The organism is Streptococcus oralis subsp. dentisani, from assembly GCF_002860905.1.
Taxonomy (GTDB): Bacteria; Bacillota; Bacilli; order Lactobacillales; family Streptococcaceae; genus Streptococcus; species Streptococcus oralis_BA.
Genome location: NZ_PKIG01000001.1, coordinates 504,539 through 531,096, shown reverse-complemented (window position 1 = coordinate 531,096; position 26,558 = coordinate 504,539). Strand labels below are relative to the sequence as shown.

32 protein-coding genes, 1 pseudogene and 1 riboswitch are annotated in these 26,558 nt (G+C 41.7%); all 33 genes and pseudogenes read left to right on the top strand.

Going from position 1 to position 26,558, the window contains the following annotated elements; genetic code table 11:
* The first annotated feature begins 29 nt into the window (after positions 1-29).
* The gene (uvrA, locus tag CYK16_RS02590) at positions 30-2,861 is read left to right on the top strand and encodes an excinuclease ABC subunit UvrA (protein ID WP_060805938.1); all 2,832 of its coding nucleotides are present in this window, start codon (positions 30-32) and stop codon (positions 2,859-2,861) included.
* Entirely contained in the window at positions 2,854-3,915 is a 1,062-nt protein-coding gene (locus tag CYK16_RS02585) for a M24 family metallopeptidase (protein ID WP_060805939.1), read from the top strand. The genes uvrA and CYK16_RS02585 overlap by 8 nt, the downstream gene beginning before the upstream one ends.
* A 57-nt stretch (positions 3,916-3,972) precedes the next feature.
* Positions 3,973-4,123: riboswitch (M-box (ykoK) riboswitch) on the top strand.
* A 194-nt stretch (positions 4,124-4,317) separates the two neighbouring features.
* Complete coding sequence (mgtA, locus tag CYK16_RS02580) at positions 4,318-6,978, top strand: magnesium-translocating P-type ATPase (RefSeq protein WP_060805940.1); 2,661 nt, start codon at positions 4,318-4,320, stop codon at positions 6,976-6,978.
* A 135-nt stretch (positions 6,979-7,113) separates the two neighbouring features.
* Positions 7,114-7,512 (top strand): transcriptional regulator Spx, encoded by a 399-nt coding sequence (gene spx, locus CYK16_RS02570; protein ID WP_000591165.1) that lies wholly within the window; start codon positions 7,114-7,116, stop codon positions 7,510-7,512.
* Positions 7,513-7,577: 65 nt separating this feature from the next.
* Entirely contained in the window at positions 7,578-8,147 is a 570-nt protein-coding gene (locus tag CYK16_RS02565) for an SP0191 family lipoprotein (protein ID WP_000725132.1), read from the top strand.
* An 86-nt stretch (positions 8,148-8,233) separates the two neighbouring features.
* Positions 8,234-8,500, top strand: coding sequence for an IreB family regulatory phosphoprotein (locus CYK16_RS02560; RefSeq protein WP_000507059.1), 267 nt, complete (start codon positions 8,234-8,236; stop codon positions 8,498-8,500).
* Positions 8,501-8,503: 3 nt separating this feature from the next.
* Positions 8,504-8,923, top strand: a complete 420-nt coding sequence (ruvX, locus tag CYK16_RS02555) for a Holliday junction resolvase RuvX (RefSeq protein WP_004239076.1) — start codon at positions 8,504-8,506, stop codon at positions 8,921-8,923.
* A gap of 15 nt (positions 8,924-8,938) precedes the next feature.
* Positions 8,939-9,244 (top strand): DUF1292 domain-containing protein, encoded by a 306-nt coding sequence (locus CYK16_RS02550; RefSeq protein ID WP_000017620.1) that lies wholly within the window; start codon positions 8,939-8,941, stop codon positions 9,242-9,244.
* A gap of 309 nt (positions 9,245-9,553) precedes the next feature.
* The gene (locus tag CYK16_RS02545) at positions 9,554-10,804 is read left to right on the top strand and encodes a folylpolyglutamate synthase/dihydrofolate synthase family protein (protein WP_060805941.1); all 1,251 of its coding nucleotides are present in this window, start codon (positions 9,554-9,556) and stop codon (positions 10,802-10,804) included.
* A gap of 85 nt (positions 10,805-10,889) precedes the next feature.
* Positions 10,890-11,354 (top strand): annotated as a pseudogene (locus CYK16_RS02540) (SP_0198 family lipoprotein).
* Between the two features lie 139 nt (positions 11,355-11,493).
* The gene (gene cls, locus CYK16_RS02535) at positions 11,494-13,026 is read left to right on the top strand and encodes a cardiolipin synthase (RefSeq protein WP_060805942.1); all 1,533 of its coding nucleotides are present in this window, start codon (positions 11,494-11,496) and stop codon (positions 13,024-13,026) included.
* Positions 13,027-13,280: 254 nt separating this feature from the next.
* Positions 13,281-14,819, top strand: coding sequence for a hypothetical protein (locus CYK16_RS02525; protein ID WP_060805944.1), 1,539 nt, complete (start codon positions 13,281-13,283; stop codon positions 14,817-14,819).
* Between the two features lie 119 nt (positions 14,820-14,938).
* Complete coding sequence (gene nrdD, locus CYK16_RS02520) at positions 14,939-17,146, top strand: anaerobic ribonucleoside-triphosphate reductase (protein WP_060805945.1); 2,208 nt, start codon at positions 14,939-14,941, stop codon at positions 17,144-17,146.
* 11 nt (positions 17,147-17,157) lie between these two features.
* Positions 17,158-17,298 carry a hypothetical protein gene (locus CYK16_RS02515; RefSeq protein WP_000521621.1) on the top strand — a complete coding sequence of 47 codons (141 nt, stop codon included), beginning with the start codon at positions 17,158-17,160 and terminating at the stop codon, positions 17,296-17,298.
* Between the two features lie 196 nt (positions 17,299-17,494).
* Complete coding sequence (locus CYK16_RS02510) at positions 17,495-18,001, top strand: GNAT family N-acetyltransferase (RefSeq protein WP_060805946.1); 507 nt, start codon at positions 17,495-17,497, stop codon at positions 17,999-18,001.
* On the top strand, positions 17,994-18,584 hold the full coding sequence (nrdG, locus tag CYK16_RS02505; RefSeq protein WP_060805947.1) for an anaerobic ribonucleoside-triphosphate reductase activating protein: 591 nt from the start codon (positions 17,994-17,996) through the stop codon (positions 18,582-18,584). The genes CYK16_RS02510 and nrdG overlap by 8 nt, the downstream gene beginning before the upstream one ends.
* Before the next feature lie 28 nt (positions 18,585-18,612).
* Entirely contained in the window at positions 18,613-18,822 is a 210-nt protein-coding gene (locus CYK16_RS10690) for a hypothetical protein (protein ID WP_180948736.1), read from the top strand.
* A gap of 17 nt (positions 18,823-18,839) precedes the next feature.
* The gene (rpsJ, locus tag CYK16_RS02500; RefSeq protein ID WP_001284513.1) at positions 18,840-19,148 is read left to right on the top strand and encodes a 30S ribosomal protein S10; all 309 of its coding nucleotides are present in this window, start codon (positions 18,840-18,842) and stop codon (positions 19,146-19,148) included.
* A 216-nt stretch (positions 19,149-19,364) separates the two neighbouring features.
* Positions 19,365-19,991: a 50S ribosomal protein L3 gene (gene rplC, locus CYK16_RS02495; RefSeq protein ID WP_000160197.1), complete on the top strand. Its 627-nt coding sequence runs from the start codon at positions 19,365-19,367 to the stop codon at positions 19,989-19,991.
* Between the two features lie 24 nt (positions 19,992-20,015).
* Positions 20,016-20,639, top strand: a complete 624-nt coding sequence (gene rplD, locus CYK16_RS02490) for a 50S ribosomal protein L4 (RefSeq protein ID WP_000024549.1) — start codon at positions 20,016-20,018, stop codon at positions 20,637-20,639.
* Complete coding sequence (locus tag CYK16_RS02485) at positions 20,639-20,935, top strand: 50S ribosomal protein L23 (protein ID WP_001055347.1); 297 nt, start codon at positions 20,639-20,641, stop codon at positions 20,933-20,935. The genes rplD and CYK16_RS02485 overlap by 1 nt, the downstream gene beginning before the upstream one ends.
* A 17-nt stretch (positions 20,936-20,952) precedes the next feature.
* Positions 20,953-21,786 (top strand): 50S ribosomal protein L2, encoded by an 834-nt coding sequence (gene rplB, locus CYK16_RS02480; protein ID WP_000512911.1) that lies wholly within the window; start codon positions 20,953-20,955, stop codon positions 21,784-21,786.
* Between the two features lie 107 nt (positions 21,787-21,893).
* Complete coding sequence (gene rpsS, locus CYK16_RS02475) at positions 21,894-22,175, top strand: 30S ribosomal protein S19 (RefSeq protein ID WP_000533766.1); 282 nt, start codon at positions 21,894-21,896, stop codon at positions 22,173-22,175.
* An 11-nt stretch (positions 22,176-22,186) separates the two neighbouring features.
* Entirely contained in the window at positions 22,187-22,531 is a 345-nt protein-coding gene (gene rplV, locus CYK16_RS02470; protein ID WP_000818137.1) for a 50S ribosomal protein L22, read from the top strand.
* A gap of 12 nt (positions 22,532-22,543) precedes the next feature.
* A complete protein-coding gene (gene rpsC / locus CYK16_RS02465; protein ID WP_000529936.1) occupies positions 22,544-23,197 on the top strand; it encodes a 30S ribosomal protein S3 in 654 nt (217 codons plus the stop codon).
* 3 nt (positions 23,198-23,200) lie between these two features.
* Entirely contained in the window at positions 23,201-23,614 is a 414-nt protein-coding gene (gene rplP / locus CYK16_RS02460) for a 50S ribosomal protein L16 (protein WP_000960946.1), read from the top strand.
* 9 nt (positions 23,615-23,623) lie between these two features.
* Positions 23,624-23,830, top strand: a complete 207-nt coding sequence (gene rpmC, locus CYK16_RS02455; protein ID WP_000772918.1) for a 50S ribosomal protein L29 — start codon at positions 23,624-23,626, stop codon at positions 23,828-23,830.
* 24 nt (positions 23,831-23,854) lie between these two features.
* On the top strand, positions 23,855-24,115 hold the full coding sequence (rpsQ, locus tag CYK16_RS02450; RefSeq protein ID WP_000440801.1) for a 30S ribosomal protein S17: 261 nt from the start codon (positions 23,855-23,857) through the stop codon (positions 24,113-24,115).
* Between the two features lie 25 nt (positions 24,116-24,140).
* Positions 24,141-24,509 carry a 50S ribosomal protein L14 gene (rplN, locus tag CYK16_RS02445; RefSeq protein ID WP_000616545.1) on the top strand — a complete coding sequence of 123 codons (369 nt, stop codon included), beginning with the start codon at positions 24,141-24,143 and terminating at the stop codon, positions 24,507-24,509.
* A 78-nt stretch (positions 24,510-24,587) separates the two neighbouring features.
* Entirely contained in the window at positions 24,588-24,893 is a 306-nt protein-coding gene (gene rplX, locus CYK16_RS02440) for a 50S ribosomal protein L24 (RefSeq protein ID WP_000497691.1), read from the top strand.
* A 23-nt stretch (positions 24,894-24,916) separates the two neighbouring features.
* Positions 24,917-25,459 (top strand): 50S ribosomal protein L5, encoded by a 543-nt coding sequence (rplE, locus tag CYK16_RS02435; RefSeq protein ID WP_000013542.1) that lies wholly within the window; start codon positions 24,917-24,919, stop codon positions 25,457-25,459.
* Positions 25,460-25,476: 17 nt separating this feature from the next.
* Positions 25,477-25,662 (top strand): type Z 30S ribosomal protein S14, encoded by a 186-nt coding sequence (locus tag CYK16_RS02430; RefSeq protein WP_001085697.1) that lies wholly within the window; start codon positions 25,477-25,479, stop codon positions 25,660-25,662.
* 284 nt (positions 25,663-25,946) lie between these two features.
* Complete coding sequence (gene rpsH, locus CYK16_RS02425; RefSeq protein ID WP_000245504.1) at positions 25,947-26,345, top strand: 30S ribosomal protein S8; 399 nt, start codon at positions 25,947-25,949, stop codon at positions 26,343-26,345.
* The last annotated feature ends 213 nt before the right edge of the window (positions 26,346-26,558 follow it).

Genomic DNA, 26,558 nt, shown 5'->3' with positions numbered 1-26,558 from the left:
TAAGCAATAATGGACTAGAAAGAACAAAGATGCAAGATAAAATTGTCATTCATGGGGCGCGTGCCCATAATTTAAAAAATATTGATGTGGAGATTCCACGTGACAAGCTGGTTGTCGTGACAGGCTTGTCAGGTTCAGGGAAATCCAGTCTGGCCTTTGATACCCTCTATGCGGAGGGACAACGTCGCTATGTGGAGAGTTTGTCAGCCTATGCCCGTCAGTTTTTGGGAAATATGGAGAAGCCTGATGTAGATGCTATTGATGGTCTCAGTCCAGCTATTTCCATCGACCAGAAAACGACTAGCAAAAACCCTCGCTCGACGGTGGGAACAACGACTGAAATCAATGACTATCTGCGTCTCCTCTACGCGCGTGTGGGGACGCCTTACTGTATCAACGGACACGGGGCTATTAAAGCTTCTTCTGTGGAGCAAATCGTGGATAAGGTCTTAGAGTTGCCAGAACGCCAGCGCCTGCAAATCTTAGCCCCAGTCATCCGTAAGAAAAAAGGACAGCACAAGAGCGTTGTTGAAAAGATTCAGAAAGATGGGTATGTTCGTGTTCGTGTGGATGGGGAAGTCTATGATGTGACCGAAGTGCCAGAGTTGTCCAAGAGCAAGCAACACAATATTGATGTCGTGGTTGACCGTATTGTTATCAAGGAGGGTATCCGTAGTCGTCTCTTTGATTCCATTGAGGCTGCCCTTCGTATTGCAGAAGGTTATGTCATTATCGACACTATGGACGACTCTGAGTTGCTCTTCTCTGAGCATTATGCCTGCCCAGTTTGTGGATTTACTGTTCCAGAGTTAGAGCCGCGTCTCTTCTCCTTCAATGCTCCTTTTGGTTCTTGTAGTGAGTGTGACGGCTTGGGCATCAAGCTGGAGGTGGATACTGATTTGGTAGTACCAGATGCCAGCAAAACCTTACGTGAGGGAGCGCTAGCACCTTGGAATCCTATCTCATCCAACTACTATCCAAACATGCTAGAGCAGGCTATGACGGCCTTTGGAGTGGATATGGATAAGCCTTTTGAGGACTTGTCAGAAGAAGACAAAAACTTGATTCTCTACGGCTCAGATGGCAAGGAATTCCATTTCCACTATGAGAATGAATTTGGCGGTGTGCGTGATATTGACATTCCTTTTGAGGGAGTTGTCAATAATATCAAGCGTCGCTATCACGAGACAAACAGCGACTACACTCGCACCCAGATGCGCCTCTACATGAATGAGCTGACCTGCGGAACTTGTCATGGTTATCGCCTCAATGACCAGGCCTTATCTGTCCGCGTGGGTGGTGAGCAAGGGCCACATATCGGAGAAATTTCAGACCTGTCTATTGCAGATCACTTGGAATTGGTGAGTCAGCTAACCTTATCTGAAAATGAAGCCATCATTGCTCGTCCTATTCTCAAGGAAATCAAGGATCGTTTGACCTTCCTTAATAACGTGGGTCTTAACTATCTGACCCTGTCTCGTTCGGCAGGAACCCTTTCAGGTGGGGAAAGTCAGCGTATTCGCTTGGCAACCCAGATTGGTTCTAACCTATCAGGTGTCCTCTATATCCTAGATGAGCCGTCAATTGGTCTTCACCAGAGGGACAATGACCGTCTTATTGCCAGTCTCAAAAAGATGCGTGACTTGGGTAATACACTCATTGTGGTGGAACATGATGAAGATACCATGCGCGAAGCGGATTATCTGATTGACGTTGGTCCTGGTGCGGGTGTTTTTGGTGGGGAGATTGTTGCTGCGGGTACGCCCAAGCAGGTTGCTCGCAATAGCAAGTCTATCACAGGTCAGTACTTGTCAGGCAAACGTGCCATTCCAGTACCAGAAGAGCGTCGTGTCGGTAATGGTCGTTTTATAGAAGTGACAGGAGCGCGTGAGAACAACTTGCAAAATATTACTGTTCGATTCCCACTAGGAAAATTCATCGCGGTGACAGGTGTATCAGGTTCAGGAAAATCGACCCTAATCAATAGCATTCTCAAAAAAGCTATTGCCCAGAAGCTCAACCGTAATTCAGACAAGCCTGGTAAATTCAAGACGATTACAGGGATTGAGCATGTTGATCGTTTGATTGATATTGACCAGAGCCCTATCGGACGAACACCAAGGTCTAACCCAGCTACCTATACAGGAGTTTTTGACGATATACGTGACCTATTTGCCCAGACAAATGAAGCCAAGATTCGAGGCTACAAGAAGGGACGTTTCAGTTTCAATGTCAAGGGCGGTCGTTGTGAAGCCTGCTCAGGTGACGGGATTATCAAGATTGAGATGCACTTCTTGCCAGATGTTTACGTGGCTTGTGAAGTCTGCCACGGGACTCGCTACAACAGTGAAACCCTAGAAGTCCACTACAAGGAAAAGAATATCTCGCAGGTCTTGGACATGACTGTCAACGATGCGGTAGAATTCTTCCAACACATTCCCAAGATTCAACGCAAACTTCAGACCATCAAGGATGTGGGACTGGGATATGTAACGCTAGGGCAACCAGCTACCACCCTTTCTGGGGGAGAAGCCCAGCGTATGAAGTTGGCTAGTGAACTTCACAAACGATCGACAGGAAAATCTTTCTACATTCTGGATGAGCCGACGACAGGTCTTCATACCGAGGATATAGCTCGCTTGCTCAAGGTTTTAGCTCGCTTTGTAGACGATGGCAATACAGTCCTTGTTATCGAGCACAATCTAGATGTTATTAAGACGGCAGACCATATTATTGACTTGGGACCTGAGGGCGGTGTCGGTGGTGGAACCATCATCGCAACAGGAACTCCAGAAGAAGTAGCGGCCAACGAAGCCAGCTACACAGGACAGTATTTGAAAGGAAAGTTACATCATGAATAAACGTGTACAAGCATTTCTAACTAAAATGCAAGAAAAAGAACTAGATGGTATCATCATCAATAACCTTAAAAACGTCTATTACCTGACTGGTTTTTGGGGCTCAAACGGAACAGTCTTCATCAGCCGTGACCGTCAGGTCTTGGTGACGGATTCTCGCTATATCATTGCAGCCAAGCAAGAAACCAGTGGGTTTGAAATCGTAGCAGATCGCGATGAATTGGCTGTCATTTCAGGAATTGTCAAGGACATGGGCTTGTCTCGAATCGGTTTTGAGGATGAGATTTCGGTCTCTTATTATCACCGTATGCAGGCAGCCTTTGAAGGAATTGACTTGCTTCCACAAACTCAGTTTGTCGAAGGTCTTCGAATGATTAAGGATGAAGCGGAGATTGCAGCTATTCGCAAGGCTTGTTCTATCTCAGACCAAGCTTTCCGCGATGCGCTTGACTTTATTAAGCCAGGAAAGACTGAAATTGAGATTGCCAACTTCCTTGACTTCCGCATGCGTGAGTTGGGAGCATCTGGCTTGTCTTTTGACACTATCTTAGCTAGCGGAATCAACTCTTCTAAGCCCCATGCCCATCCAATGCACAAACCAGTGGAGCTGGGAGAAGCTATTACCATGGATTTCGGCTGCCTCTATGAGCACTATGTCAGCGATATGACACGAACTATCTACTTGGGGCATGTCAGCGATGAGCAGGCGGAGATTTACAATACGGTTTTGAAAGCCAACCAAGCCTTGATTGACCAGGCTAAGGCAGGATTAGGTTTCCGAGACTTTGACAAAATTCCTCGTGATATCATCATCGAGGCAGGCTATGGCGACTACTTTACTCACGGTATCGGACACGGTATTGGGCTGGATATCCATGAAGAGCCTTACTTTAGCCAAACTTCTACAGAAACTATTAAGGCAGGTATGGCCTTGACCGATGAACCAGGTATCTATATCGAAGGCAAATATGGCGTTCGTATCGAGGATGATATCCTGATTACAGAGACAGGTTGTGAATTATTGACCCTAGCTCCAAAAGAGTTGATAGTTATTTAAGAGTTAAACAACTCAAATAATTGACTTTTAAATTTTAAAGGTTTATACTGAAAGACGAAAACGGTAGGTGAGGCTACCATAGGGATACGGATGACTACCGCAAAGCAGTGGAGACACTACTCGTTGGTCAACAGTCCTGGTCGCGAAGGCCAAGACTAAGCTCATTTCATTGCCCTATGGAGTTAAAGCTTGAACGAAAAACAGATAATTAGTTTTTTAATCCTGCCATTTTATGGTGGGATTTTCTACTGTTTAAAACAAAGAAAGGAGACAGACGATGCAAATTGACGACCATCCGGAACCGCACATACACAGCCAATCGCTGATTTGTGTCGTTCTGCCCTTATAAAGTGATTGGTCTCTGTGTATGAAACACATCATTCATACAGATAGGAGAAACCAATGAAAACAACAAAAGAAAGATTAGCAACAGCTATTCATACATCTTTAAACGAAACTCTATCTTTTTATAAGACAAGTCTAACAGGCTTGACTGAGGAGCAGGTGGAGAAAAATCGTGACCTATATGGTGAAAATACCATCACAAAGGGTCAAGAAGACAGTATCCTCAAAAAAATTTACGAATCCATTATCAATCCTTTTACGATCATCTTACTGGTCATCGCCGTGATTTCCTTGGTGACCAATGTCTGGTTGGCAAAACCAGGTCAAGAGGATCCGACGACTTCTATAATCATCGTTGTCCTAGTCCTCATTTCTGGTGGCATACGCTTTGTCCAAGAACTACGTAGTGATAAGGCTGCGACCAATCTATCAAAAATGATTGTCAACACAGCGACTGTCATTCGTCAAGGAGAAATTCAAGAAGTACCTATCGATGATTTGGTAGTGGGTGACGTGGTTAAATTAAGCGCTGGAGACATGATTCCAGCAGATCTTCTTTTATTTGAGTCGCGCGATTTCTTTGTACAACAGTCGGGCTTGACAGGTGAAAGTGAATCGGTTGAAAAATTGGCCTTGACCAAGGCAACAGTTCAACAATCTGATAGTCTGCTAGAAGCAGAAGCGCTCGCCTTTATGGGAACCAATGTCTTGTCTGGTAGTGCCAAGGCCGTGGTTTTAGCAGTTGGTGATGATACCATGATGGGGGCCATTGAGCAGACTTTGAACACCTATGACGAGCCTACTTCGTTTGAGCGGGAGATGAATAGTATTTCGTGGCTCTTGATTCGTTTGATGCTGGTCATGGTGCCCATCGTTTTCTTGTCCAATGGTTTAACAGATGGAGATTGGTTAGAAGCTGGCGTATTTGCTTTGAGTGTTGGTGTTGGATTGACACCTGAGATGCTTCCTATGATTATCACGGCCAGTCTAGCAAAGGGCTCCATCATTATGGCCAAGGAAAAAGTAGTTATCAAGAAACTCAATGCCATACAGGACTTAGGGGCGATTGATATTTTGTGTACAGATAAGACAGGAACTCTAACCCAAGACGAAATTGTCCTTGAATATCCCTTGGACATCCACGGACGCTTGGATTTGACCGTCTTGAGACGAGCTTATCTCAATTCTTATTTTCAAACGGGCTTGAAAAATTTGATGGACAGAGCCATCATCAAACGGACTGAAAAGGAAGCCAAAGAACACACCCTCTTACAAAATCTGGCTCAAACTTTTCAAAAAATAGATGAGCTTCCCTTTGATTTTGAACGTAGACGGATGAGTGTTATCGTTAAGGATGAACACGAAGTTGTTAGTTTGGTAACCAAGGGTGCCCTAGAGGAAATGTTGACGATTTCCAGTTATGCGGAATACCAAGGAGTGATTACTCCCTTGACAGATGTTATTAGAGAAGAAATTTTAGCAGAAGTCAGACAACTAAATCAACAAGGTTTGCGTGTCTTGGGAGTGGCCTATAAGTCAGGTTTGAGAGAAGGTCATGCCTATACAGTTGATGATGAAGGGGATATGATTCTAACTGGTTATTTAGCCTTCCTAGATCCTCCTAAACCATCTGCTGCACCAGCAATTAAGGCTTTGTTAGAACATGGGGTTCAAACAAAGATTTTGACGGGAGACAACGAAAAAGTTACCCAAGCAGTCTGTGAAAAGGTTGGTTTGGATATTAATCAGATGCTGTTGGGATCTGAAATTGATCAGATGAGTGATCAAGAATTGGCTCAAGCCGTAGAGGAGGTAACCGTCTTCGCCAAACTTTCTCCTGACCAAAAAGCGAGGATTATTTTGCAATTTAAGGCTAATGGTCATGCTGTCGGCTATATGGGAGATGGAATCAATGATGCTCCTTCTATGAAAGTCGCAGATGTGGGGATTTCTGTTGATACAGCAGTAGATATTGCCAAAGAAACAGCTGATGTTATCCTACTTGATAAGGATCTCATGGTGCTTGAAAAAGGACTTGTTGAAGGGCGTAAGGTCTATGCCAATATGACTAAATATATCAAAATGACAGTGAGTTCTAATTTTGGGAATATCTTATCCCTATTGGTCTCTGGAATCTTTTTGCCATTTTTACCAATGGCACCAGTCCATTTGATTATCCTAAATCTAGTCTATGATTTGTCTTGTATTGCCTTGCCTTTTGACAAGGTGGATAAAGATTTTTTGAGAAATCCGCATACCTGGGAAGCTAAGTCCATCACACGTTTCATGGTTTGGATGGGGCCTATATCTTCTGCCTTTGATATTTTGACCTTTATTTTGCTCTATTTTATCATTGTACCCATGACGACAGGTCAAGCCTATGTTCATGGAGCGGAGTCTGCCGTAGGATTTATTGTCTTGTTTCAGACAGGTTGGTTTATCGAGTCCATGTGGTCACAGACCATGGTTATCCATATGCTGCGTTCAGCCAAAATTCCCTTTTTACAAAGTCGTCCAGCTTGGCTAGTCCTTGTGACAACCTTATTGGCTGCAGCCTTTGTGACCTTCCTTCCCTACAGTCCACTCGCAATCCTACTTCATCTAACTCCTTTAAAACCGATTTATTTCATCTTTTTACTTTTCATCATTATTTTGTATATGATTAGTGTGACAATTGTGAAAAAAATCTATATCAAGAAATATAACGAATGGCTGTAAATTTCATTTTGTCAAGAAAAAAGTACGAAAATGACGAAAAAAGTCAAAAAAATTTAAAAATAGGTCGCAAGTCGGATGTTTTTTATGGTATAATAGACTAAACTGATAGTAACATGTAGCGAAAGGGGTAGGTACATGATTAAAATTTATACAGTCTCAAGTTGTACTAGCTGTAAAAAAGCAAAAACCTGGCTCAATGCCCACCAGTTAAGTTATAAAGAACAAAATCTTGGTAAAGAAGGAATTACGCGAGAAGAATTACTGGATATTCTGACAAAAACAGATAACGGAATAGCCAGCATCGTTTCGTCTAAAAATCGCTATGCCAAAGCCCTTGGAGTGGATATTGAAGATTTGAGTGTCAATGAAGTCCTCAATCTGATTATGGAAACACCGAGAATTTTAAAGAGCCCAATCCTTGTAGATGAAAAACGCCTGCAAGTTGGCTATAAGGAAGACGATATTCGTGCCTTCCTACCACGCTCTGTCCGTAATGTAGAAAATGCAGAAGCACGTTTACGTGCAGCTCTATAAACATCAAGGCTGGGAGCAATTCCCAGTCTTATTCTATTTTAATTTCAAAAAGAAAGAAGAAAGAAATGAAAAAAATAGTTCTTGTTAGTCTAGCTTTCCTTTTTGTCCTGGTTGGTTGCGGACAGAAAAAAGAAACTGGACCAGCTACAAAAACAGAAAAGGATACGCTTCAGTCGGCATTGCCAGTTATTGAAAATGCTGAGAAGAATACAGTTGTCACCAAGACTTTGGTCTTGCCCAAGTCAGATGATGGCAGCCAGCAAACCCAAACCATTACTTATAAAGACAAGACTTTTTTGAACCTAACCATTCAACAAAAACGTCCAGTCTCTGATGAGTTGAAGACCTATATTGACCAACATGGTGTGGAAGAAACTCAAAAAGCTCTCCTTGAGGCGGAGGAGAAGGATGAGTCCATCATAGAAGCTCGTAAATTAGCAGGATTTAAGCTTGAAACTAAACTATTGAGTGCAACCGAACTTCAAACAACGACTAGTTTTGATTTTCAAGTTTTGGATGTCAAGAAGGCTTCTCAGTTAGAATATTTGAAGAACATTGGCTTGGAAAATCTCTTGAAGAATGAACCGAGCAAATATATTTCAGACAGGTTGGCAAATGGCGCGACAGAACAATAGAAAATCCAAATAAATAGACTGCCTGAATTGTAGAAGGTAAGGAATTATGCTATAATGGTACTATTCTAAGGAAAGAGGGTGTTAGAATGGGATTTACTGAAGAAACAGTACGTTTTAAATTGGACGATTCCAATAAAAAAGAAATTAGCGAAACTTTGACTGATGTCTATGCTTCGTTGAACGATAAGGGCTACAACCCAATTAACCAAATTGTAGGCTACGTATTGAGTGGAGACCCTGCCTACGTTCCTCGTTATAATAATGCACGAAATCAAATCCGTAAGTATGAGCGTGATGAAATCGTTGAGGAATTGGTCCGCTACTACCTTAAAGGACAAGGAGTCGATCTATAACCTATGAGAATTATGGGATTGGACGTCGGTTCAAAAACGGTAGGGGTGGCGATTAGCGATCCGCTCGGTTTTACAGCTCAAGGGCTTGAAATCATCCAAATCAATGAGGAGCAAGGCCAATTTGGTTTTGACCGCGTTAAGGAGTTGGTTGATACTTACAAGGTGGAACGATTTGTAGTAGGCTTGCCTAAAAACATGAACAATACAAGCGGACCGCGCGTGGAAGCTAGTCAAGCATACGGAGCAAAGCTAGAAGAGCTTTTTGGTTTACCAGTAGACTATCAGGATGAACGCTTGACAACAGTTGCCGCTGAGCGCATGTTGATTGAACAAGCAGATATCAGTCGCAATAAGCGCAAGAAAGTCATTGATAAGTTAGCAGCTCAGCTGATTTTACAAAATTATTTAGATAGAAAATTTTAATATAAAGGAGAGGCTATGTCACACGATCATAACCACGATCACGAAGAACGTGAATTAATTACATTAGTAGATGAGCAAGGAAATGAAACCTTGTTTGAAATCCTTTTGACGATTGACGGAAAAGAAGAATTTGGTAAAAACTATGTTCTTCTAGTACCAGTTAACGCAGAAGAAGACGAAGACGGACAAGTTGAAATTCAAGCTTACTCATTCATCGAAAACGAAGATGGAACAGAAGGCGAATTGCAACCAATCCCAGAAGACTCAGAAGACGAATGGAACATGATTGAAGAAGTCTTCAATAGTTTTATGGAGGAGTAAAAATGTTCAGTGAACATTTTTACCCCAGTTCCTTAAAATAAGAGAGAACTGGTAAGTCCGGGGGACGTTTTTAGCCCAGCTCCTTGAAATAAGATAGAGCTGGTAAGTCTGGGAGACTGTATCACTCCAACTCCTAGAAATTGGAAGAGTTGGAACATCCAGTGGATGTTTTTAGCCCAAGTTAATATTCATAGTTGCTAGTGATTAGCTAACCAGGTAAGAGGTCGGGACGAAAATCCTGGCCTCGTTTTTGTTAGTTATGAGACTTTATTGAGGCAGTTGATTGAACCTGTAATTAAGGAGATGTATATGTTTGAAGTAGAAGAATGGCTTCATAGTCGGATTGGTTTGAATTTTCGATCAGGTTTGGGCCGAATACAGCAAGCGGTGGATTTGTTGGGGAATCCCGAGAAGTCTTATCCTATTATCCACGTAACAGGAACTAATGGAAAAGGATCTACCATTGCTTTTATGAGGGAGTTATTTATGGGGCATGGCAAAAAAGTTGCGACCTTTACCTCCCCTCATATCGTCTCTATCAATGATCGAATCTGCATTAACGGGCAACCAATAGCTGATGCAGACTTCATCCGTTTGGCTAATCAGGTCAAGGAGATGGAGAAAACGCTTCTGCAAACCCATGATCAGTTGTCCTTTTTTGAATTGCTGACCTTGATTGCTTTTCTCTACTTTAGGGAGCAAGCGGTGGATTTGGTTTTACTAGAAGTGGGAATTGGTGGCTTACTTGATACGACCAATGTGGTAACCGGAGAGATTGCTATCATCACCTCCATCGGACTTGATCATCAGGAGACTCTGGGTGACAGTATAGCAGCAATTGCAGAGCAGAAAGCTGGTATTTTTAAGGATGGTAAAAAGGCAGTGATTGCTAAGTTGACTTCAGAAGCTAGGCTTGTTTGTCAGAAAAAAGCAGACTCTTTAGCTGTTGACCTTTATCAGGCAGGTCAGGATTTTTCAATGCTGAATGGGAATTTTTCAAGCTCTTTGGCTAACCTTTCACAGTTGAAAATAGGTTTAGAAGGAGCTTATCAGCAGGAAAATGCGGCTTTAGCGTTGCAAACGTTTCTTCTTTTTATGGGAGAAAGAAAGGAAGCTGTTGATGAGCAGGTTGTAAGACAGGCTTTGGAGAAGACCCATTGGGCTGGGCGTTTGGAGCGTATTCGTCCGCAGATATACTTGGACGGTGCCCATAACCTCCCTGCCTTGACTCGCCTGGTGGAGTTTGTCAAAGAAAAAGAGCAGGAAGGATATCGTCCTCGAATCCTATTTGGAGCCTTGAAACGGAAGGATTATCAAGGGATGTTGGCTTATCTGACTGAGAATTTGCCTCAGGTGGAACTCAAGGTGACTGGTTTTGACTATCAAGGTTCTCTGGATGAGACAGATGTAACAGGTTACGATATAGTTCCTTCTTATCGCGAATTTATCAGCAGTTTCGAAGAAAGAGCAGATACTCAAGACTTGTTATTCATTACAGGGTCTCTCTATTTTATCTCAGAAGTACGGGGCTACTTGCTGGCCCATGAGCAGATGAATTGACCTCTTTTTTGAACTTGTTATACTAGGAAAACTACTAGTTAGAAGGAAAAAATTCTGTAAACTGGTAGCAGAAAGGAAATTCATCATGAAATTAAAAAGATTCACACTTTCTCTTGCTTCTCTAGCAAGTCTTAGTCTCTTAGTAGCTTGTTCACAAAGAGCTCAACAGATTCAACAACCAGCAACTTAATCGCAAACACAACAAACTCAGCAATCACAACCTGCTGCTTCATCTTCCACAGAAAATAGTAACCAGGCAGCGACAAGTTCTTCACAAAATACGCCTGAGGCTCAACCAACTAATATTGATGGAACTTATACTGGTCAGGACGAAAGAGACCGTATCACTTTGGTAGTGACTGGTACAACTGGTACTTGGACACAGGTAGAAACTGACGGGGAACAAGAAATCAAGCAGGTTAGCTTCGATGCCGCTAATCAACGTATGATTATTGGGGATGATGTCAATATTTATGCAATCAATGGCAATCAGATGATTATCGACGATATGGATAGAGAAGCGTCTGATCGCATTGTTTTATCAAAATAGACTAGAAGAAGACTGGATTTTTTGGTCTCTTTTGCTTTTGCTCAGAAAAATGATTATAAATACTTGCCTTCTACCGAATACCTGAGTTATACTAGTTTTAATTACCTGTTTTTATCATTCAAACTATCAAGGAGGGGATATGAAATATAGAAAATTTCAATTATTGATGTCCAAGTATGGCTTTAGTCTTTCGATTATGCTACTTGAACTTTTTCTTGTTTTTGGTCTCTTTCTCTATTTAGGGCGTATGGCCCCTATTCTATGGGTAATTGTCTTAATTTTTATGAGTATGGCGACTATTGTCGCAATTGTCAATCGTTCAATGACACCTGATAGTAAAGTGATGTGGTTAGTGGTGACTTTTGTTCCTGTTATTGGTCCTTTGCTCTATCTGATGTTTGGTGAAAGACGATTATCCAAAAAAGAAATCAAACAGTTGGACAAACTTGGTTCTATGCATTTTCGGGAGGATAACAGTAAAGCTCTCCGCCAGAAATTGAAGGAAGATGATAAGGCAGCTTACGGAGTTATCAAATCGTTGTTAAGTATGGATAGCAATGCCGATGTCTATGATCGAACAGACTCACAATTCTTTTCTTCGGGTGAAAGTATGTGGCAATATATGTTGGAAGACCTCAAGAAAGCTGAAAAGTTTATCTTTCTAGAGTACTATATTGTCGAAGAAGGTTTGATGTGGAATAGCATACTAGACATACTAGAGCAAAAGGCAGCTCAGGGTGTAGAGGTCAAGATGCTCTATGATGATATCGGCTGTATGGCGACTTTGCCTGGAGACTATACTATTCAGCTTCGTAGTCGAGGAATTGAAGCCCATAAATTTAACAAGGTGGTTCCTCGCTTGACGGTGGCTTACAACAATCGGGACCATCGGAAAATCCTTGTCATAGATGGTCAGGTAGCCTATACAGGAGGTATTAACTTAGCTGATGAGTATATCAACCATGTAGAACGTTTTGGCTACTGGAAGGACAGTGGGATTCGCTTAGATGGCCCTGGTGTCAAGGCTCTCACCCGTCTCTTTTTGATGACTTGGTACATTAATCGTGGGGAAATCAGCGATTTTGACCAGTATCACTTGGAAAATCAGCCTTGTTCTGGCCAAGGGCTCTGCATTCCTTACGGTAGTGGACCCAAGCCCATCTTCCGTACCCAGGTAGGGAAAAAAGTCTATCAAAGTTTGATTAATCAGGCTACTGATTCAGTCTATATCACAACACCCTATTTGATTATTGACTATGACTTAACAGAGAGTATTAAAAATGCGGCCATGAGGGGTGTTGATGTCCGTATCGTGACACCTTTCATTCCGGATAAAAAATTGATTCAACTTATCACAAGAGGGGCCTATCCAGATTTGTTGTCAGCAGGAGTAAGGATTTTTGAGTATAGTCCAGGCTTTATCCACAGTAAACAAATCTTAGTGGATAAGGACTTTGCTGCAGTTGGAACCATTAACTTAGATTACAGAAGTTTGCTTCACCACTATGAAAATGCAGTCTTGCTATATAAAACAGAATCAATCACTGAGATTCAAAAAGATTTTCAAGAGATTTTTTCGGTATCGCAAGAAATTTTCCCTCATACGATAAAAAACAGCTGGTATCAGAAATTGATTAAGGAAATTGCCCAGTTATTCGCCCCTATCTTATAAGAAATCTAGGACTGAGGACACAAACCAGTCCTATTTTTCTTGTCTTTTACGAATAAGAAGATGCAGGAGGAAAGATGATGACCCAGAAAGAATTGAACTATATCATGACATTTAAACAGACACATTTACACCGATTTCGAGAAATTGAAACCTTTGTGAAACTATGCAAAAAATCACTCAAACACCCATCGTAAGCTGACAATCCTAGGACTTTTTGATATACTAAGACAGATAAATTGAATAGGAGAAACGATATGAGTGTGTATGGTAGAGTAGAAGAAGTTCATCAGGAGAATCGTGAACCTCTAGAATACCAAATCGAACAAGAATCGCATCATCGTGAATCAAGTCGTCTTCCTTTGGTAAAAATTTTACTATGGAGTACGCTTGTAACGGGGATAACTCTAGGAGTACCGCTATTACTCGATTTAATGAGTGCACAGGAAGTGCAGGATTTTTATGCAGGTTGGGCGCTTCATCAGACAGGAAAAATTTACAGCGACTATTATGGAAGTCAAGGTTTGCTTTATTATTTGCTGACTTACGTGACTCAGGGCGGATTTCTCTTTGCCATCTTTGAGTGGTTAGCCTTGGTAGCAGGAGGATTTTTTCTCTTTCGATCGGCAGACACCTTGACAAAGCAAGGAGACCAAGCTGGACAACTGGTGACTATTTTTTATATGCTAGTTACAGGTCTTGCGTTTGGTGGAGGTTATGCGACTCTTTTAGCGCTTCCATTCTTATTCGCGGCCTTTAGTTTAGTTGCGGCTTACCTAAGCAATCCAAGCCATGATAAGGGATTTGTACGGATTGGGCTGGCTTTGGCAGGAGGATTTTTCTTTGCTCCCTTGGCATCGCTCCTGTTTATTGCTGTAGTGAGTTTAGGCTTGTTGGTCTTTAACCTTGGGCATAGACGCTTTGCACATGGATTTTATCAGTTTCTTGCAGTGGCTTTAGGTTTTTCACTTGTCTTTTATCCAACTGCCTATTATAGTGTTGCAACAGGAAGTTTTGAGGATGCGATTAGTGGAATTTTGTATCCAATTCATTCCATTCGTTTGGTTTCTGTTTCGGCATTGTTAGAAAATGTTTTGTTTTATGGGTTGTTGGCTCTTGGCATGGGAGTTTTGGTTTTTATCTTTTTAGGTCTCTTTCAATCTAAATCCTCTAAACTATATGTCATCTCAGTGCCTGCGAGTTTGTTCCTGATTTTAGGTTTGGTAGTGATTTTCTTTACACAGGATCCTCTACATGCATCCCGTTTGATGCTCATTTTCCCTGTCTTTCTTCTGCTTTTAGTGTCCAATATCAAGGGGCAACAGAGTGGTCGTAGCGTTAGAAGAAGACGCAGAGAAGAGCCTGTTAGTCTCTGGCATCGCTATACTAAAGGAAATCTTTACCTACCGATTTTAACTTTGTTATATCTTTTGGCTGTTCCTTTTTTGATGAGGTTTATCCTTTATCCGGTACCTTATCAAGAACGTGAGCGTCTTGCTGATTTGGTGAAAGAGGAGACAAGTACGGAAGATGCTATCTATGCATGGGATGATACTGCAACTCTTTATCGTAAGAGTGAGCGCTTGTCGCCATCGGCTATTTTGTCCCCGTTGCACTATACAGCAACTGAGGAAAATCGGAATAAGCTACTCAATGACTTGAAAGAAAAACAACCCAAGGTGATTGTGGTAAACGATAAGGTGGCAGTCTGGTCTGAAGTGGAAACACTCTTAAAAGAAAATTATCAACCAGTAAAGACAGATTACTCAGAGTTTAAAGTCTATAAAATTAAATAACTAAATCAATATCTTGTGTATTTTTAAAAATTTTAGGATTTTTAACACAAGATATTGATTTTTCTTTTTAGAGTGGTATAATACTTTTTAGAAAGAACATTTTAGAAAAGAGCATGCATATGATTGCACTAGAAGAAAAAATTACAATTTTGCCAACTCTCTTCGTCGAGAAACGAGATGGGAGACGTGTTGTATTTGATGTGGACAAGATTGATAAGGCTCTCCACAAGGCGGCTGACAAGGTTATGGATGTGACACCCTTGGTTGAAAAGCGCCTCAATGCTCTGACCGAGCGAATTGTCACAGAAATTCATAGTCGCTTTCCAAAGGGGGTTAAGATTTACGAAATTCAAAATATCGTAGAACATGAACTCCTTGAAGCTAAAGAATATGGGCTGGCTGAAGAGTATATCACTTATCGGACACAAAGGGATTTTGAGCGCTCAAAAGCGACAGATATCAACTTTAGTATCCATAAACTTCTCAACAAAGACCAGGCAGTTGTCAATGAAAATGCTAATAAAGACAGCGATGTCTTCAACACCCAGCGTGATTTGACAGCAGGGATTGTTGGGAAATCAATCGGACTGCAAATGCTTCCTAAGCACGTAGCCAATGCCCACCAAAAAGGGGATATCCACTATCACGATTTGGACTACAGTCCCTATACACCTATGACCAACTGCTGTTTGATTGATTTCAAGGGTATGTTGGAAAATGGTTTTAAGATTGGAAATGCGGAGGTAGAAAGTCCTAAGTCTATCCAGACTGCAACAGCTCAGATTTCCCAAATCATTGCCAACGTTGCTTCTAGCCAGTATGGAGGCTGTTCAGCTGACCGTATAGATGAAGTCTTGGCGCCTTATGCAGAGAAGAATTACCAAAAACACCTCAAAGATGCAGAAGAGTGGGTCTTGCCTGAAAAACGGGAAGATTACGCTTGGAAGAAAACGCAGAAAGACATCTACGATGCCATGCAATCTCTTGAGTATGAAATCAACACCCTCTTCACTTCAAATGGGCAAACACCTTTTACTTCGCTAGGTTTTGGTCTGGGAACCAATCGTTTTGAGCGGGAAATTCAAAAAGCTATCTTGAACATCCGAATCAAGGGACTTGGTTCAGAACACCGCACAGCTATCTTCCCTAAACTTATCTTCACGCTTAAAAGAGGACTCAACTTAGAGGAAGGGACACCCAACTACGACATCAAGCAGTTGGCTCTAGAGTGCGCAACCAAGCGGATGTACCCAGATGTTTTGTCCTATGATAAGATTGTTGAGTTGACAGGTTCTTTCAAAGTTCCTATGGGTTGTCGTTCTTTCCTTCAAGGATGGAAGGATGAGAATGGTGTCGAGGTTAATTCAGGTCGCATGAATCTGGGTGTTGTGACGGTTAACCTGCCTCGTATTGCTCTCGAGTCTGAGGGCGACATGAATAAGTTCTGGGAAATCTTCAACGAACGTATGAACATCGCTGAAGATGCTCTTGTTTATCGTGTCGAACGCACTAAAGAGGCGACACCAGCCAATGCTCCTATCCTCTATCAGTACGGTGCTTTTGGCCATCGTCTAGGTAAAGAAGAAAGTGTTGACCAGCTCTTTAAGAATCGTCGCGCAACTGTTTCGCTGGGCTATATCGGTTTGTACGAAGTGGCGACTGTTTTCTTTGGTAATAGCTGGGAAAGCAATCCAGATGCTAAGGAATTCACGCTAGACATTATTCGAGATATGAAACGCCGTGTAGAAGAGTGGTCTGACCAATATGGCTACCATTTCTCTATCTACTCAACACCATCTGAAAGTTTGACAGACCGTTTCTGCCGACTAGATACAGAAAAGTTCGGCTCTATTCCTGATATTACGGACAAGGAATACTACACTAACTCTTTCCACTACGATGTTCGTAAAAATCCAACACCGTTTGAAAAATTAGACTTTGAGAAAGTCTATCCAGAAGCAGGTGCGTCAGGTGGTTTCATCCATTATTGTGAGTATCCAGTTCTTCAACAAAATCCAAAGGCCCTGGAAGCTGTCTGGGATTATGCCTATGACCGTGTGGGTTATCTGGGGACTAATACTCCAATTGACCGTTGCTACAAGTGTGACTTTGAAGGGGATTTTGAACCAACTGAGAGAGGATTTGCTTGTCCAAACTGTGGGAATAGCGACCCTAAAACAGTAGACGTTGTTAAACGAACTTGTGGCTATTTAGGCAATCCTCAAGCGCGTCCGATGGTCAATGGACGTCACAAGGAAATCGCTGCGCGTGTCAAACACATGAATGGCTCAACGATTAAAATAGCTGGGCATCAAGTAACAAATTAGAAAGAAATGAAATGGGAAAATATCAATTAGACGATAAGGGCCGCGCACAAGTGACCCGTTATCATGAGAAACACTCTAAAGGTGGAGCTGGTAAAAAAGAACGCTTGCTCAGCCTCAGAGAACAATTTTTAAACAAGAACAAGAAAAAATAAAAGTGATACTCAATGAAAATCAAAGAGCAAACTAGGAAGCTAGCCGCAGGTTGCTCAAAGCACTGCTTTGAGGTTGTAGATAAGACTGACGAAGTCAGTAACATATATCTACGGTAAGGCGACGCTGACGTGGTTTGAAGAGATTTTCGAAGAGTATGAGAGTCAGCTCTCACTTTTCTCATAGTGGGAGGTAAGGATGGAACTACGCAGACCAAGATTAGCAGATAAAGAAACAGTTTTAGAGATGATGGCAGAGTTTGAAAAAAGCCAATCAGCCCATGATGGAGGATTTTGGGATACAGAGAACTTTGTGTATGAAGAGTGGTTGGAAACAAATATGCAAAAAGAGATGGGAATAAACTTACCTGAAAATCGTGTTCCTTCTATTCAATTTGTATCATTTGATGATGTAGGTCGTGCTCTAGGATTTTTGAATCTGCGATTGAGACTGAATGAGGGGTTACTGAATTATGCTGGCCACATTGGCTACTCCATTCATCCATCAGAAAGAGGTAAAGGTTATGCTAAAGAGACTCTCCGTCAGGGCTTGCAAGTTGCTAAGGAAAAGAACATCAAGAGAACTCTTGTGACCTGTAGCGTGAATAATCCTGCTAGCAGAGCAGTCATTTTAGCAAATGGAGGAATTCTTGAAGATGCTAGGAATGGAGTCGAGCGTTATTGGATAGAGGTAGCGAATGAATAATCCAAAACCACAAGAATGGAAAAGCGAGGAACTTAGTCAAGGTCGTATCATTGACTACAAGGCCTTTAACTTTGTAGATGGAGAAGGCGTGCGTAACTCTCTCTATGTATCAGGCTGTATGTTTCACTGCGAGGGATGTTATAATGTTGCGACTTGGTCTTTTAATGCTGGTATTCCCTATACAGCAGAATTAGAAGAGCAGATTATGGCAGACCTTGCTCAACCTTATGTTCAAGGATTGACCTTGCTAGGAGGGGAGCCCTTCCTCAATACGGGGATTCTCTTACCTCTCGTTAAACGCATTCGAAAGGAATTACCAGAAAAAGACATCTGGTCCTGGACGGGCTATACATGGGAAGAAATGATGTTGGAAACTCCAGATAAACTGGAACTCTTATCGCTAATTGACATCCTTGTAGATGGACGATACGATCGAACTAAGAGAAATCTCATGCTCCAGTTCCGCGGATCTTCAAACCAAAGAATTATCGATGTGCAAAAATCTCTCAAAAGTGGGCAAGTAGTGATTTGGGATAAGCTTAATGACGGAAAAGAAAGCTATGAACAGGTGAAGAGAGAGTAACTTTCTTCTATAGAGAATAGTTAAATAAATGACCTATAAAAAAAGAAAACAGTTTCATTGTAAAAAAACGAAAAAACAGCAACAAATCCCTTGCAATCGCAGGGGCTTTGTGTTATTCTATTATGGTGCTGTAAATTACAGCCTTAGCTTTGATGCAAGAGGTTGCGACACGCTCGGTTGCATTGCCACGCAACGCCGCGTCGGTTTTCTTGTGGAGCTAGCCTATTATCTTAAATAGACGAAAAGGAGAAAAAGATGGCAAACAAAAAAATCCGTATCCGTTTGAAAGCTTACGAACACCGTACGCTTGACACAGCGGCTGCAAAAATCGTAGAATCAGCTACTCGTACAGGTGCACAAGTTGCGGGTCCAATCCCACTTCCAACTGAACGTAGCCTCTACACAATCATTCGTGCGACTCACAAATACAAAGACTCTCGCGAACAATTTGAAATGCGTACACACAAACGTTTGATCGATATCGTTAACCCAACTCAAAAAACAGTTGATGCGTTGATGAAATTGGATCTTCCAAGTGGTGTAAACGTAGAAATCAAACTTTAATCTAAAATATAAAAGAGCAGAGGCTGGTGTTTCAATCTAATTGAACACGGGCTAAACTCGGTGTGAAAAAGATAAACTTCCTAGTGTCTGCTAGACACTGCGTCAGTTTCTTATTTTCACTTTGAGTTTGACGCCCTTTGTATCTTAGACTTGAGCATAAAAAACGCTCGTTAAAAACTTTTTGAATAAAAAATATAGAAAAGGAACTATTTTCTCATGACAAAAGGAATCTTAGGGAAAAAAGTGGGAATGACTCAAATCTTCACTGAAGCTGGCGAATTGATCCCTGTAACAGTTATTGAAGCAACTCCAAACGTTGTTCTTCAAGTTAAAACTGTTGAAACAGACGGATACAACGCTATCCAAGTTGGTTTCGATGACAAACGCGAAGTATTGAGCAACAAACCTGCTAAAGGACATGTAGCGAAAGCTAACACGGCTCCTAAGCGCTTCATTCGTGAATTCAAAAACGTTGAAGGCTTGGAAGTTGGTGCTGAAATCACAGTTGAAACATTCGCAGCTGGAGACGTTGTTGACGTAACTGGTACTTCTAAAGGTAAAGGTTTCCAAGGTGTTATCAAACGCCACGGACAATCACGTGGACCAATGGCTCACGGTTCTCGTTACCACCGTCGTCCAGGTTCTATGGGACCTGTTGCACCTAACCGCGTATTCAAAGGTAAAAATCTTGCAGGACGTATGGGTGGTGACCGCGTAACAATTCAAAACCTTGAAGTTGTACAAGTTGTTCCAGAAAAGAACGTTATCCTTATCAAAGGTAACGTACCAGGTGCTAAGAAATCTCTTATCACTATCAAATCAGCAGTTAAAGCTGGTAAATAATAAGGAAAGGGGAATACAGTCAAAATGGCAAATGTAACATTATTCGACCAAACTGGTAAACAAGCTGGCGAAGTTGTTCTTAACGATGCAATCTTTGGTATCGAACCAAACCAATCTGTTGTGTTTGATGTGATCATCAGCCAACGTGCTAGCCTTCGTCAAGGAACTCACGCAGTTAAAAACCGCTCAGCTGTTTCAGGTGGCGGACGCAAACCATGGCGTCAAAAAGGAACTGGGCGTGCTCGTCAAGGTTCTATCCGCTCTCCACAATGGCGTGGTGGTGGAATCGTCTTCGGACCAACTCCACGTAGCTATGCGTACAAACTTCCTCAAAAAGTTCGTCGCCTTGCGCTTAAATCTGTTTACTCAGAAAAAGTTGCTGAAAATAAATTTGTAGCCGTTGATTCTCTTGAATTTACAGCTCCAAAAACTGCTGAATTTGCAAAAGTTCTTGCAGCTTTGAGCATCGATTCTAAAGTCCTTGTTATTCTTGAAGAAGGAAACGAATTCGCAGCTCTCTCAGCTCGTAACCTTCCAAACGTGAAAGTTGCGACTGCTACAACTGCAAGTGTTCTTGACATCGCAAATAGTGACAAACTTCTTGTTACTCAAGCAGCTATCTCTAAAATCGAGGAGGTTCTTGCATAATGAATTTGTATGATGTTATCAAAAAACCTGTCATCACTGAAAGCTCAATGGCTCAACTTGAAGCAGGAAAATATGTATTTGAAGTTGACACTCGCGCACACAAACTTTTGATCAAGCAAGCTGTTGAAGCTGCTTTCGAAGGTGTTAAAGTTGCTAATGTTAACACAATCAACGTAAAACCAAAAGCTAAACGTGTTGGACGTTACACTGGTTTTACTAACAAAACTAAAAAAGCTATCATCACACTTACAGCTGATTCTAAAGCAATCGAGTTGTTTGCTGCTGAAGCTGAATAATCTAAGGAGGAAATATCGTGGGAATTCGTGTTTATAAACCAACAACAAACGGTCGCCGTAATATGACTTCTTTGGATTTCGCTGAAATCACAACAAGCACTCCTGAAAAATCATTGCTTGTTGCATTGAAGAGCAAGGCTGGTCGTAACAACAACGGTCGTATCACAGTTCGTCACCAAGGTGGTGGCCACAAACGTTTCTACCGTTTGGTTGACTTCAAACGTAACAAAGACAACGTTGAAGCAGTTGTTAAAACAATCGAGTACGATCCAAACCGTTCTGCAAACATCGCTCTTGTACACTACACTGACGGTGTGAAAGCATACATCATCGCTCCAAAAGGTCTTGAAGTAGGTCAACGTATCGTTTCAGGTCCAGAAGCAGATATTAAAGTCGGAAATGCTCTTCCACTTGCTAACATCCCAGTTGGTACTTTGATCCACAACATCGAGTTGAAACCAGGTCGTGGTGGTGAATTGGTACGTGCTGCTGGTGCATCTGCTCAAGTATTGGGTTCTGAAGGTAAATACGTTCTTGTTCGTCTTCAATCAGGTGAAGTTCGTATGATTCTTGGAACTTGTCGTGCTACAGTTGGTGTTGTCGGAAACGAACAACACGGACTTGTAAACCTTGGTAAAGCAGGACGTAGTCGTTGGAAAGGTATCCGCCCAACAGTTCGTGGTTCTGTAATGAACCCTAACGATCACCCACACGGTGGTGGTGAAGGTAAAGCACCAGTTGGTCGTAAAGCACCATCTACTCCATGGGGCAAACCTGCTCTTGGTCTTAAAACTCGTAACAAGAAAGCGAAATCTGACAAACTTATCGTTCGTCGTCGCAACGAGAAATAATATTAAACTAGTCGCTTAAGTAACTAGTAAATCAATCCGCCAACTCGGTAGCGCTCCATAGGAGCGCAAGCCGCTGTGGTACAACATTTAAAGGAGAAAATATAAAAATGGGACGCAGTCTTAAAAAAGGACCTTTCGTCGATGAGCATTTGATGAAAAAAGTTGAAGCTCAAGCTAACGACGAAAAGAAAAAAGTTATTAAAACTTGGTCACGTCGTTCAACGATCTTCCCAAGTTTCATTGGTTACACTATTGCAGTTTATGACGGACGTAAACACGTACCTGTTTACATCCAAGAAGACATGGTAGGTCACAAACTTGGTGAATTTGCACCAACTCGTACTTACAAAGGTCACGCTGCAGACGACAAGAAAACACGTAGAAAATAAGGAGAACATAAATGGCAGAAATTACTTCAGCTAAAGCAATGGCTCGTACAGTACGTGTTTCACCTCGTAAATCACGTCTTGTTCTTGATAACATCCGTGGTAAAAGCGTAGCCGATGCAATCGCAATCTTGACATTCACTCCAAACAAAGCTGCTGAAATCATCTTGAAAGTTTTGAACTCAGCTGTAGCTAACGCTGAAAACAACTTTGGTTTGGATAAAGCTAACTTGGTAGTATCTGAAGCATTCGCAAACGAAGGACCAACTATGAAACGTTTCCGTCCACGTGCGAAAGGTTCAGCTTCACCAATCAACAAACGTACAGCTCACATCACTGTAGCTGTTGCAGAAAAATAAGGAGGTAAAATCGTGGGTCAAAAAGTACATCCAATTGGTATGCGTGTCGGCATCATCCGTGATTGGGATGCCAAATGGTATGCTGAAAAAGAATACGCGGATTACCTTCATGAAGATCTTGCAATCCGTAAATTCGTTCAAAAAGAACTTGCTGACGCAGCAGTTTCAACTATCGAAATCGAACGCGCAGTAAACAAAGTTAACGTTTCACTTCACACTGCTAAACCAGGTATGGTTATCGGTAAAGGTGGTGCTAACGTTGATGCACTCCGTGCAAAACTTAACAAATTGACTGGAAAACAAGTACACATCAACATCATCGAAATCAAACAACCTGATTTGGATGCTCACCTTGTAGGTGAAGGAATTGCTCGTCAATTGGAGCAACGTGTTGCTTTCCGTCGTGCACAAAAACAAGCAATCCAACGTGCAATGCGTGCTGGAGCTAAAGGAATCAAAACTCAAGTATCAGGTCGTTTGAACGGTGCAGATATCGCCCGTGCTGAAGGATACTCTGAAGGAACTGTTCCGCTTCACACACTTCGTGCAGATATCGATTACGCTTGGGAAGAAGCAGATACTACATACGGTAAACTTGGTGTTAAAGTATGGATCTACCGTGGTGAAGTTCTTCCAGCTCGCAAAAACACTAAAGGAGGTAAATAACCAATGTTAGTACCTAAACGTGTTAAACACCGTCGTGAATTCCGTGGAAAAATGCGCGGTGAAGCAAAAGGTGGAAAAGAAGTAGCATTCGGTGAATACGGTCTTCAAGCTACAACTAGCCACTGGATCACTAACCGCCAAATCGAAGCTGCTCGTATCGCCATGACTCGTTACATGAAACGTGGTGGTAAAGTTTGGATTAAAATCTTCCCACACAAATCATACACTGCTAAAGCTATCGGTGTGCGTATGGGATCTGGTAAAGGGGCACCTGAAGGTTGGGTAGCACCAGTTAAACGTGGTAAAGTGATGTTCGAAATCGCTGGTGTATCTGAAGAGATCGCTCGCGAAGCGCTTCGTCTTGCTAGCCACAAATTGCCAGTTAAATGTAAATTCGTAAAACGTGAAGCAGAATAAGGAGAAGGCATGAAACTTAATGAAGTAAAAGAATTTGTTAAAGAACTTCGTGGTCTTTCTCAAGAAGAACTCGCGAAGCGCGAAAACGAATTGAAAAAAGAATTGTTTGAACTTCGTTTCCAAGCTGCTACTGGTCAATTGGAACAAACAGCTCGCTTGAAAGAAGTTAAAAAACAAATCGCTCGTATCAAAACAGTTCAATCTGAAGCGAAATAATAGACTAGGGAAGGAGAAATTTCAATGGAACGCAATAATCGTAAAGTTCTTGTTGGACGTGTTGTATCTGACAAAATGGACAAGACAATCACAGTTGTAGTTGAAACAAAACGTAACCACCCAGTCTATGGTAAACGTATTAACTACTCTAAAAAATACAAAGCTCATGATGAAAACAATGTTGCCAAAGAAGGCGATATCGTACGTATCATGGAAACTCGCCCGCTTTCAGCTACAAAACGTTTCCGTCTTGTAGAAGTTGTTGAAGAAGCGGTCATCATCTAATCAAACCTGAAAGGAGAAAACTGAAATGATTCAAACAGAAACTCGTTTGAAAGTCGCAGACAACAGCGGTGCTCGCGAAATCTTGACTATCAAAGTTCTTGGTGGTTCAGGACGTAAATTTGCAAACATCGGTGATGTTATCGTGGCATCTGTAAAACAAGCTACTCCTGGTGGTGCGGTTAAAAAAGGTGACGTTGTTAAAGCAGTTATCGTTCGTACTAAATCAGGTGCTCGTCGTGCTGATGGTTCATACATCAAATTTGACGAAAACGCAGCAGTTATCATCCGTGAAGACAAAACTCCTCGCGGAACACGTATCTTTGGCCCAGTTGCACGTGAATTGCGTGAAGGTGGCTTCATGAAGATCGTGTCACTTGCTCCAGAAGTACTTTAATTTTTAGAAACAAACTAGTCCCCTGGATTTACCTCCAGGGTGCCCTTATGGGCGTAAGAAAAATCAAGGAGAAACCTAATGTTTGTAAAAAAAGGCGACAAAGTTCGCGTAATCGCTGGTAAAGATAAGGGAACAGAAGCTGTTGTCCTTACTGCCCTTCCAAAAGTAAACAAAGTTATCGTTGAAGGTGTTAACATCGTTAAGAAACACCAACGTCCAACTAACGAACTTCCTCAAGGTGGTATCATCGAGAAAGAAGCAGCTATCCACGTATCAAACGTTCAAGTTTTGGACAAAAATGGTGTAGCTGGTCGTGTTGGTTACAAATTTGTAGACGGTAAAAAAGTTCGCTACAACAAAAAATCAGGCGAAGTGCTTGATTAATCACGAAGGAAAGGAGAAGTATAATGGCAAATCGTTTAAAAGAAAAATATCTTAATGAAGTAGTTCCTGCTTTGACAGAACAATTCAACTACTCATCAGTGATGGCTGTGCCTAAAGTAGATAAGATCGTTTTGAACATGGGTGTTGGTGAAGCTGTATCAAACGCTAAAAGCCTTGAAAAAGCTGCTGAAGAATTGGCGCTTATCTCAGGTCAAAAACCACTTATCACTAAAGCTAAAAAATCAATCGCCGGCTTCCGTCTTCGTGAAGGTGTTGCGATCGGTGCAAAAGTTACCCTTCGTGGTGAACGTATGTACGAATTCTTGGATAAATTGGTTTCAGTTTCACTTCCACGTGTACGTGACTTCCACGGTGTTCCAACAAAATCATTTGATGGACGCGGAAACTACACACTTGGTGTGAAAGAACAATTGATCTTCCCAGAAATCAACTTCGATGACGTTGACAAAACTCGTGGTCTTGACATCGTTATCGTAACAACTGCTAACACTGACGAAGAGTCACGTGCATTGCTTACAGGCCTTGGAATGCCTTTTGCAAAATAATATAGGAGGTAAATCTAATGGCTAAAAAATCAATGATTGCTAAGAACAAACGTCCAGCGAAGTTCTCTACTCAAGCTTATACTCGTTGTGAAAAATGTGGTCGTCCACATTCAGTTTACCGCAAATTTAAACTTTGCCGTGTTTGCTTCCGTGAATTAGCTTACAAAGGACAAATTCCTGGTGTAACAAAAGCATCTTGGTAATTTAAGATATCAAGGGCGTCAAAACTCTAAGTGAAAATAGGAAACTTGACGAAGAAACTGAAGTTTCTAGGAAAGTTTATCTTTTTCACACAGAGTTTAGCCCGGGTTCAGTTGGTTTTGCCAATTTGAACACGAGCTACAGCTTTGGCAAAAAAGACCAATTTGCTTTGGAGCATCGCTCCTGCATCAAATTGCCTATTTTTGCTCTTGCTGTTACGCTCTTTGTATCATGTATTAACTAGCAAGTGCAACTTGCAAACTACTAGTAAGAGGAGAAAAACAAAATGGTTATGACTGACCCAATCGCAGACTTCCTAACTCGTATTCGTAACGCTAACCAAGCTAAACACGAAGTACTTGAAGTACCTGCATCAAACATCAAAAAAGGGATTGCTGAAATCCTTAAACGCGAAGGTTTTGTAAAAAACGTTGAAATCATCGAAGATGACAAACAAGGCATCATCCGTGTATTCCTTAAATACGGACCAAACGGTGAAAAAGTTATCACTAACTTGAAACGTGTTTCTAAACCAGGACTTCGTGTCTACAAAAAACGTGAAGACCTTCCAAAAGTTCTTAACGGACTTGGAATTGCTATCCTTTCAACTTCTGAAGGTTTGCTTACTGATAAAGAAGCGCGTCAAAAGAATGTTGGTGGAGAAGTTATCGCTTACGTTTGGTAATTGATGATGTGAGAGCGTTAAAAGAATGCAGTGAAAATAGGAAGTTTGTAGCAGGAGCGATGCTCCAAGACAAACTTATCTTTTTCACCAAATTCTTAGCTCGAACTCAAATCAAGATACAAAGCTCGTTAGAGCGTGTTCAGTTCAGCTCTTGAACTAAATAAGTATCTGAACCCCGTGAAAACTGGCCGTTCTGGCCTGACAATTTAACAG

Bases quoted from the DNA above. Each gene is read 5' to 3' on its own strand.
- nrdG (WP_060805947.1), top strand. From the start codon at position 17,994: ATGAATAATCCAAAACCACAAGAATGGAAAAGCGAGGAACTTAGTCAA.
- CYK16_RS02485 (WP_001055347.1), top strand. From the start codon at position 20,639: ATGAATTTGTATGATGTTATCAAAAAACCTGTCATCACTGAAAGCTCA.
- CYK16_RS02525 (WP_060805944.1), top strand. From the start codon at position 13,281: ATGAGTGTGTATGGTAGAGTAGAAGAAGTTCATCAGGAGAATCGTGAA.
- rplC (WP_000160197.1), top strand. From the start codon at position 19,365: ATGACAAAAGGAATCTTAGGGAAAAAAGTGGGAATGACTCAAATCTTC.
- CYK16_RS02515 (WP_000521621.1), top strand. From the start codon at position 17,158: ATGGGAAAATATCAATTAGACGATAAGGGCCGCGCACAAGTGACCCGT.
- CYK16_RS02545 (WP_060805941.1), top strand. From the start codon at position 9,554: ATGTTTGAAGTAGAAGAATGGCTTCATAGTCGGATTGGTTTGAATTTT.
- rplV (WP_000818137.1), top strand. From the start codon at position 22,187: ATGGCAGAAATTACTTCAGCTAAAGCAATGGCTCGTACAGTACGTGTT.
- CYK16_RS02565 (WP_000725132.1), top strand. From the start codon at position 7,578: ATGAAAAAAATAGTTCTTGTTAGTCTAGCTTTCCTTTTTGTCCTGGTT.
- rplP (WP_000960946.1), top strand. From the start codon at position 23,201: ATGTTAGTACCTAAACGTGTTAAACACCGTCGTGAATTCCGTGGAAAA.
- rpsQ (WP_000440801.1), top strand. From the start codon at position 23,855: ATGGAACGCAATAATCGTAAAGTTCTTGTTGGACGTGTTGTATCTGAC.
- nrdD (WP_060805945.1), top strand. From the start codon at position 14,939: ATGATTGCACTAGAAGAAAAAATTACAATTTTGCCAACTCTCTTCGTC.
- rplE (WP_000013542.1), top strand. From the start codon at position 24,917: ATGGCAAATCGTTTAAAAGAAAAATATCTTAATGAAGTAGTTCCTGCT.
- rpsS (WP_000533766.1), top strand. From the start codon at position 21,894: ATGGGACGCAGTCTTAAAAAAGGACCTTTCGTCGATGAGCATTTGATG.
- CYK16_RS02560 (WP_000507059.1), top strand. From the start codon at position 8,234: ATGGGATTTACTGAAGAAACAGTACGTTTTAAATTGGACGATTCCAAT.
- rplN (WP_000616545.1), top strand. From the start codon at position 24,141: ATGATTCAAACAGAAACTCGTTTGAAAGTCGCAGACAACAGCGGTGCT.
- CYK16_RS10690 (WP_180948736.1), top strand. From the start codon at position 18,613: ATGACCTATAAAAAAAGAAAACAGTTTCATTGTAAAAAAACGAAAAAA.
- CYK16_RS02430 (WP_001085697.1), top strand. From the start codon at position 25,477: ATGGCTAAAAAATCAATGATTGCTAAGAACAAACGTCCAGCGAAGTTC.
- CYK16_RS02550 (WP_000017620.1), top strand. From the start codon at position 8,939: ATGTCACACGATCATAACCACGATCACGAAGAACGTGAATTAATTACA.
- CYK16_RS02585 (WP_060805939.1), top strand. From the start codon at position 2,854: ATGAATAAACGTGTACAAGCATTTCTAACTAAAATGCAAGAAAAAGAA.
- rplD (WP_000024549.1), top strand. From the start codon at position 20,016: ATGGCAAATGTAACATTATTCGACCAAACTGGTAAACAAGCTGGCGAA.
- cls (WP_060805942.1), top strand. From the start codon at position 11,494: ATGAAATATAGAAAATTTCAATTATTGATGTCCAAGTATGGCTTTAGT.
- rpsH (WP_000245504.1), top strand. From the start codon at position 25,947: ATGGTTATGACTGACCCAATCGCAGACTTCCTAACTCGTATTCGTAAC.
- rplX (WP_000497691.1), top strand. From the start codon at position 24,588: ATGTTTGTAAAAAAAGGCGACAAAGTTCGCGTAATCGCTGGTAAAGAT.
- ruvX (WP_004239076.1), top strand. From the start codon at position 8,504: ATGAGAATTATGGGATTGGACGTCGGTTCAAAAACGGTAGGGGTGGCG.
- CYK16_RS02510 (WP_060805946.1), top strand. From the start codon at position 17,495: ATGGAACTACGCAGACCAAGATTAGCAGATAAAGAAACAGTTTTAGAG.
- rpmC (WP_000772918.1), top strand. From the start codon at position 23,624: ATGAAACTTAATGAAGTAAAAGAATTTGTTAAAGAACTTCGTGGTCTT.
- mgtA (WP_060805940.1), top strand. From the start codon at position 4,318: ATGAAAACAACAAAAGAAAGATTAGCAACAGCTATTCATACATCTTTA.
- rpsJ (WP_001284513.1), top strand. From the start codon at position 18,840: ATGGCAAACAAAAAAATCCGTATCCGTTTGAAAGCTTACGAACACCGT.
- uvrA (WP_060805938.1), top strand. From the start codon at position 30: ATGCAAGATAAAATTGTCATTCATGGGGCGCGTGCCCATAATTTAAAA.
- spx (WP_000591165.1), top strand. From the start codon at position 7,114: ATGATTAAAATTTATACAGTCTCAAGTTGTACTAGCTGTAAAAAAGCA.